General features: G+C 50.8%; 5 protein-coding genes. All 5 read left to right on the top strand.

Annotated elements, in window-relative coordinates; genetic code table 11:
- Positions 1-37: 37 nt before the first annotated feature.
- The gene (gene ftsY, locus ACI32D_RS09525; protein ID WP_439776328.1) at positions 38-1,369 is read left to right on the top strand and encodes a signal recognition particle-docking protein FtsY; all 1,332 of its coding nucleotides are present in this window, start codon (positions 38-40) and stop codon (positions 1,367-1,369) included.
- Positions 1,370-1,414: 45 nt separating this feature from the next.
- Entirely contained in the window at positions 1,415-2,839 is a 1,425-nt protein-coding gene (locus ACI32D_RS09520; RefSeq protein ID WP_439776327.1) for a C69 family dipeptidase, read from the top strand.
- A gap of 52 nt (positions 2,840-2,891) precedes the next feature.
- The gene (ylxM, locus tag ACI32D_RS09515; RefSeq protein ID WP_439776326.1) at positions 2,892-3,233 is read left to right on the top strand and encodes a YlxM family DNA-binding protein; all 342 of its coding nucleotides are present in this window, start codon (positions 2,892-2,894) and stop codon (positions 3,231-3,233) included.
- 1 nt (position 3,234) lies between these two features.
- On the top strand, positions 3,235-4,665 hold the full coding sequence (ffh, locus tag ACI32D_RS09510; RefSeq protein WP_439776325.1) for a signal recognition particle protein: 1,431 nt from the start codon (positions 3,235-3,237) through the stop codon (positions 4,663-4,665).
- Between the two features lie 94 nt (positions 4,666-4,759).
- Positions 4,760-4,938 (top strand): 30S ribosomal protein S16 (gene rpsP, locus ACI32D_RS09505; protein WP_439776329.1); only part of this gene is annotated, 179 nt, incomplete at its 3' end.

The raw sequence follows: 4,938 nt of genomic DNA, 5'->3' as shown, positions 1-4,938 counted from the left end.
CGGTCTCCTTGAAAGATTTAAAAGATGAGGTATAACCGTGGGATTATTTGATCGAATCAAAAAGAGCCTGTTTGGCCAAAAAGACGAAGAAAAGCCAGAAGAAGTCAAGGCTGACCAGGAAGAAGCCGCAAAAGAAAGTGCTGAAGCGGAAAATGAGTCAGTAGCAGAAAAGGCTGAAGAAGCAGTAGCAGAAGAAACTACTGAAGAGACCAGTGAAGAAACTACCGAAGAAAAAAGTGTAGAAGAAACTAAAACTTATGAAGAAACTGTTGAAGAAGAAACTAAATCTTCTGCTGAAGAAGAAACAGAAACTACAGAAACAGCAGAAGAAACAGTTGAAGAAAAGACCACTGAACCCGCAGAAGAAACAGTTGAAGAAGAAAAGACTGAAGCTGAAGAGGAGACAACTGAACCTGCAGAAGAAAGTACAGAAGAAAAAACTACTGAGCTTTATGAAAAGGGACTGGAGAAGTCCAACAAGGGTTTTGGTGCCCGCCTCAACGCCTTTTTGGCCAAGTTCAGAACGGTTGACGAAGACTTCTTCGACGACTTGGAGGAATTGCTGATTGAATCTGACGTGGGCTATGAAACCAGTGAAGAACTGACTGACCAACTCAGAGAAGAAGCCAAGCTGCAAAAGGCAAAGAGCCGGGATGACTTGAAGCGGGTCATCGTCCAAAAGCTGGTGGAAGTCTACGACGAAAATGCCAACAGCGAAAATGAAAAGCTGGCTTACGATCCTAACGCCAAGCCAAATGTCTACCTCTTCGTTGGTGTTAACGGGGCGGGCAAGACTACTACGGTCGGCAAATTGGCCAAGCGTTTCCATGACCAGGGCAAGAAGGTCCTTTTGGTCGCTGCCGATACTTTCAGAGCCGGCGCGGTTGAGCAGCTGGTTGAATGGGGCAAGCGGACCGGGGTTCCAGTCGTAACTGGCCCGGACAAGGCTGACCCGGCTGCCGTGGTTTACGACGGCTTAGAGCGGGCGATTGCTGAAGAGGCTGACTACCTCCTGGTTGACACGGCCGGCCGTTTGCAAAACAAGGTCAACTTGATGAACGAATTGGAAAAAATCCAGCGGACCATCAAGAAGCGCCTGCCCGACCAGCCGGCTGAAACTCTCCTGGTTTTGGACGGGTCAACTGGGCAAAATGCTCTCCTGCAGGCCAAGGACTTTGACAAGACGACCAAACTGACTGGCTTAGTCTTGACCAAGCTGGACGGGTCTTCCAAGGGTGGGGTGGTCCTGTCCATCCGCCACGAAATGAAGCTGCCTGTTAAATTGGTTGGCCTGGGCGAAAAGGCTGAAGACCTGGCCGACTTTGACGCGGCCAACTATGCCGTTGGCCTCTTCCACGATCTGCTGTAATTTTTTCAAAGAAGCTAAGTTAGAATTAGAGGATTAAAAAGAAAAATGAAAGACGATGCATGTACTTCAATTTTAGTCGGCAAAAAAGCTGCCATGGATGGCAATAACTTGATTGCCCGCAATGACGACACCTTTTCTCCTTTAAACCAGCAAAAGTTTGTCGTTAACCCGGCAGTTCACGGGGAAAAGGGCCGCAAGATCAAGTCCTGGCTGAACAAGTTCACGATGGACTTGCCGGAAGACGCCTACCGCTATCCAGCCGTGCCTAATGTCGACTACAAGAAGTACGGCTACTATGAAGAAAGCGGCATCAACGAAAAGAACGTGGCCATGTCAGCTACTGAGTCAACTTACGGCAATGAACGCACTCTGGCCTTTGACCCCTTGGTGGTTGATGGTTTGGACGAAGATTGCATGGTCAATGTCGTCTTGCCTTACATCGATTCAGCCAGAGGCGGGGTCAAGCGCCTGGGCGACTTGATCGCCAAGTACGGGTCAGCTGCCGGCAACTCAGTTCTTTTTTCCGACAAGGATGAAATCTGGTACATGGAAATCGTGACCGGCCACCACTGGGTCGCCCAAAGAATCCCGGACGATGCCTACGCCATCGCCGCCAACCGGGTCTCCATCCAGGAAGTTGACTTTTCTAAGCCGGATGACTTCATGTGGAGTGCAGGAATCCAGGACTTTGTTGCCAAAAACAAGCTTAACCCCGACCTGGAAGGCTGGAACTTCCGTCATATCTTTGGCACTTTCACCGAGCAAGACCGCCACTACAATACTTCCCGTGTCTGGTACGGGCAAAAGATCTTGAACCCAAGCATTGACCAGGACCCGGAAGACCCTGACCTGCCATTTATCCGCCGGGCAGAAAAGAAGATTAGCAAGGAAGACATCGAATATATCCTGGGTTCTCACTACCAGGACACGGTCTACGACCCATTTGCCGTCAAGGGCAGTGATGAAGAACACCACCGCTACCGGCCAATCGGCCTCAACCGGACGCAAAACGCCCACATCCTGGAAGTTAGAGATGACCAAGCAGATGGCGTGGCTGGAATCATGTGGCTCTGCATTGGTGGGCCGACTTTCACCCCCTTTGTGCCTTTCTTTACCAACATGAATGACACTGACCCGTCTTATAACGATACTTCCCTGGAATACCGGCAGTCAGATGCCTGGTGGTTCTACAAGTCTTTAGCGGCTCTGGTGGAAAGTCACTATTCTCACTTCGTTCAAATGGACGCCAAGTACTTGACTGAACTGAACCGCTACTTCCGCTGCCGGGTGGCTGAAGTGACTGACCAGGTCCAAGGCTTATCCGGCGAAGAACTGACCGCCTTTTTGACCAAGGCCAACCAGGAAACGGTAGCCTACTGCCGCCAGGAAAGCGAGAAGTTCTGGGGCGAGCTCTTTAAGGAGGCCATCAAGCTGTCCAAGCTGACTTTCAATATGGATAAAAATCTTTAAAAAGTACTGCACTTGCAGTGCTTTTTGCTATACTGGTAACCAGGTGAAAAAGATGGATGAATTAAGCAAAAACGAAACTCTGGGTGACCTGTACGCCATGTACGGTGCCTTGCTCACCCAGGGCCAGCAGGATTATTTTGAAGATTATTACTATAACGACCTGTCTTTAGGGGAAATTGCCGACAACCGGCATGTTTCAAGACAAGCGGTCTATGACAATTTACGGCGCAGCGCCAAGTCTTTGGAAAAATACGAAGACAAGCTGCAGCTCCTGGCCAGTTACAGCCAGTTGGAAGACGGCATCAGCCAGGCCTTAGCCAGCTTGCAGGCAGGCGACCAGGAAGCAGCCAAAATGCAGCTGGAAGACTTGCTGCAGGTAATTAGAGGAGAATAAGATGGCATTTGAAAATTTAAGCGAACGTTTGCAGAAGGCCCTGCGCAACTTGACCGGGAAAGGGAAGATCTCTGAAGAAGACATCAACGCTGCCTCCCGGGAAATCCGCCTGGCCCTGCTTGAAGCCGACGTCAACTTCAAGGTGGTCAAGGACTTCATCAAGACCATCAAGAAGCGGGCCCTGGGCCAGGAAGTGCAGGAATCACTGACTCCAGGCCAGCAGGTCATCAAGATCGTCAACGAAGAATTGACCAAGATGATGGGGGAAGAAGCGGTCGGCTTGAACAAGTCCCCGCATATCCCAACCGTTATCATGATGGTCGGTCTGCAAGGTACTGGTAAGACCACCACGGTCGGCAAACTGGCCAACCGCTTGATGAAGGAAGAAAAGGCCCGGCCGTTTTTGATCGCCGGCGACATCTACCGGCCAGCCGCCATTGACCAGCTCAAGCAGATCGGGGCGGACTTGAACGTGCCGGTTTTCAGCGAGCCGGATGAAAAGAACGTGGCCAAGATCGTGGAAGACGGTCTGGCCGAAGCAGCCGTCCACAGAAACGACTACGTGATCATCGACACGGCCGGCCGGCTGGAAATCGATGAACCGTTGATGAAGGAACTGGAAGAAGTCAAGGCAGTCAGCCACCCGGACAACATCCTTTTGGTAGTTGACGCCATGACTGGGCAAGCTGCTGCTGACGTGGCCAAGACTTTTAACGAACGCCTGGACGTCACTGGGGTTGTCTTGACCAAGCTGGATGGTGACACCCGGGGCGGGGCAGCCTTATCCATCAGAGCTATTACCGGCAAGCCGATCCTCTTCACCGGGCAAGGGGAAAAGCTGACTGACCTGGAAGTCTTCCACCCGGATCGGATGGCTTCAAGAATCCTGGGCATGGGGGATATGCTGACCTTGATTGAAAAGGCCCAGCAGGACTACGATGCCAAGCAGGCAGAAAAAGTTGCCCAGAAGATGCGGGAAAACAGCTTCGACTTCAACGACTTCATTGACCAGCTGGAACAAGTGCAGAAGATGGGGCCGCTGGATGAAATCATGAAGATGATTCCGGGCATGGCCAACAACCCGCAGCTGAAGAACTTCTCAATCGATGAGAAGCAGATCGCCCACACCAAGGCGATCGTCTACTCTATGACTCCAGCAGAAAGAGAAGACGAAAGCCTGCTCAACCCGAGCCGGCGCCGGCGGATCGCGGCCGGTTCCGGCGTGCCGATCGTGGAAGTCAACCGGATGATCAAGGAGTTCAAGACCGCCAAGGACATGATGTCCAAGGTGACCAAGGGCAATTTCAAGGACCTGGAGAAATTGCCTGGCATGAACAGCCCGATGGCCAAGATGGCCATGCGGCGGATGGGGAAGAGCTTCAAGAAGAAGAAGGCCAAGAAAATGAAGAAAGTCAAGCGCTTCCACTCATAATTTTTAAAAAAGAGCAGGCTGTTAAGTAAAAATACTTTACAGACTGCTCTTTGGGTGTTATAGTATAACTATTGAAATTTAGGAGGACTAATTAATGTCAGTTAAGATTCGTATGCGCCGTATGGGTGCTAAGAGAAAGCCATTTTACCGGATTGTTGTAGCAGATTCACGTGCACCTCGTGACGGCCGCTTCATCGAAGAAGTTGGTTACTACAACCCAGTTTCACAACCAAAGGAATTGAAGCTTGACGAAGACAAGATCTTTGAATGGTT

Origin of the sequence: Lactobacillus sp., from assembly GCF_051873315.1 — a bacterium.
In the GTDB taxonomy this organism is placed as follows: Bacteria; Bacillota; Bacilli; order Lactobacillales; family Lactobacillaceae; genus Lactobacillus.
This window is presented reverse-complemented; position numbering and strand designations above follow the sequence as displayed.